Origin of the sequence: Vibrio neptunius (genome assembly GCF_000967495.1) — a bacterium.
In the GTDB taxonomy this organism is placed as follows: domain Bacteria; phylum Pseudomonadota; class Gammaproteobacteria; order Enterobacterales; family Vibrionaceae; genus Vibrio; species Vibrio neptunius.
Window position 1 is genome coordinate 1 of record NZ_JXXU01000140.1, and the last position, 1,170, is coordinate 1,170.

The following is a 1,170-nucleotide window of genomic DNA, read 5'->3' on the forward strand; positions in this document are numbered from 1 at the left end:
AATTCCTAAGAATTAGTCGAAGATCTTAGCAACAACACCAGCACCTACTGTACGGCCACCTTCACGGATAGCGAAACGTAGACCTTCATCCATTGCGATTGGAGCGATTAGCTCTACTTGCATTTGGATGTTGTCGCCAGGCATTACCATTTCTACGCCTTCTGGTAGAGAGATATCACCTGTTACGTCAGTTGTACGGAAGTAGAACTGTGGACGGTAGCCTTTGAAGAATGGAGTGTGACGACCACCTTCATCTTTAGACAGTACGTATACTTCTGATTCGAACTTAGTGTGTGGGTTGATTGACTTAGGAGCCGCTAGTACTTGACCACGCTCTACTTCGTCACGCTTAGTACCACGTAGAAGTGCACCAACGTTCTCACCCGCACGACCTTCGTCTAGAAGCTTACGGAACATTTCAACACCAGTACAAGTAGTTGTTGTAGTTTCTTTAATACCTACGATTTCTACTTCATCACCTACTGTTAGGATACCGCGCTCGATACGACCAGTTACTACTGTACCACGACCTTGGATTGAGAATACGTCTTCGATTGGTAGTAGGAATGGTTGGTCTACTGCACGCTCTGGCTCTGGGATGTAAGAGTCTAGGGCTTCAGCAAGCTCAACGATCTTGTCTTCCCACTGCTTCTCGCCGTTTAGTGCGCCTAGTGCAGAACCTTGGATAACTGGTAGGTCATCACCTGGGAAGTCGTACTCAGATAGAAGTTCACGAACTTCCATTTCTACTAGCTCTAGTAGCTCTTCATCGTCAACCATATCACATTTGTTCATGAATACGATGATGTATGGGATACCAACCTGACGGCCTAGTAGGATGTGCTCACGAGTTTGTGGCATTGGGCCATCTGTCGCAGCAACAACTAGGATACCACCGTCCATCTGTGCAGCACCTGTGATCATGTTTTTAACATAATCCGCGTGTCCTGGACAGTCTACGTGTGCGTAGTGACGAGTTGGAGTGTCGTACTCAACGTGAGATGTTGCGATTGTGATACCGCGCTCACGCTCTTCTGGAGCGTTATCGATAGATGCGAAGTCTTTCGCTTCACCGCCGTACACTTTAGATAGAGTTGTACAGATTGCAGCAGTTAGAGTTGTTTTACCGTGGTCAACGTGGCCGATAGTACCAACGTTTACGTGCGGTTT

Annotated in this window: 1 protein-coding gene; it reads right to left on the reverse strand. The window is 47.2% G+C overall.

Annotated features, from left to right (window positions below; genetic code table 11):
- Window positions 1–12: 12 nt before the first annotated feature.
- A partial coding sequence (tuf, locus tag TW84_RS23415; RefSeq protein WP_052707967.1) for an elongation factor Tu occupies window positions 13–1,170 on the reverse strand: 1,158 nt, incomplete at its 5' end.